Here is a 658-nt window from a genome sequence, read left to right on the forward strand (position 1 = left end):
CACCAGCACCAGCACCAGCAGACTCACCCAACAACGCCACAACCGACTGCAACGCACCATCCATCAACGACGGATGCAGCCCAAACTCCCCAAACCCCGCCTCACACACCCCCGGCAACCGCAAAGACCCCAACGCCTCACGATCACCACACACCACACCCACCACAGACCGAAAACCCGGCCCATAACTCAACCCACGCCCAACAAACCCCTCATACAACCCACCCACATCAACAACCCGACCACAACGCCCCCGCACCCCCACCACATCAACCCGACCACCACCACCAACAACTACCTCACCAAAACCCAACTCCCCCCGCGCACACACCAACCCCTCCGACACCACCTCAAAACCAACCCCACCCCCCACAGCAGGAACCACAACGATCCCCACCTCACGCACCCCACCCACAAACTCCAAAACCCGCTCAAACGAAACCCCACGCACCACACCCACACGCAAACCCGACGCCAACTCCCCCGCAACCCGCGCCAACTCCACATACGCCACCGCAGGCCACACCCGACGCCCAAACACCACATGATCAGCCAGATAAAACTCACCCCCATCCCGCCTGGCCACATACCGCTGCTCAAACAACGACGACACATTCGCATCCACCAACGGATGCAACCCACCCGCAACAGCACCGAC

General features: G+C 61.2%; 1 protein-coding gene. It reads right to left on the reverse strand.

Features of this window, described 5'->3' with window-relative positions:
- On the reverse strand, window positions 1-625 hold a 625-nt coding region (locus tag ACLJT4_RS42495; RefSeq protein ID WP_411130524.1), incomplete at its 3' end, for a polyketide synthase dehydratase domain-containing protein.
- Window positions 626-658 lie beyond the last annotated feature (33 nt).

This window comes from Streptomyces sp. x-19 (genome assembly GCF_046549115.1).
Classification (GTDB): Bacteria; Actinomycetota; Actinomycetes; order Streptomycetales; family Streptomycetaceae; genus Streptomyces; species Streptomyces albulus_C.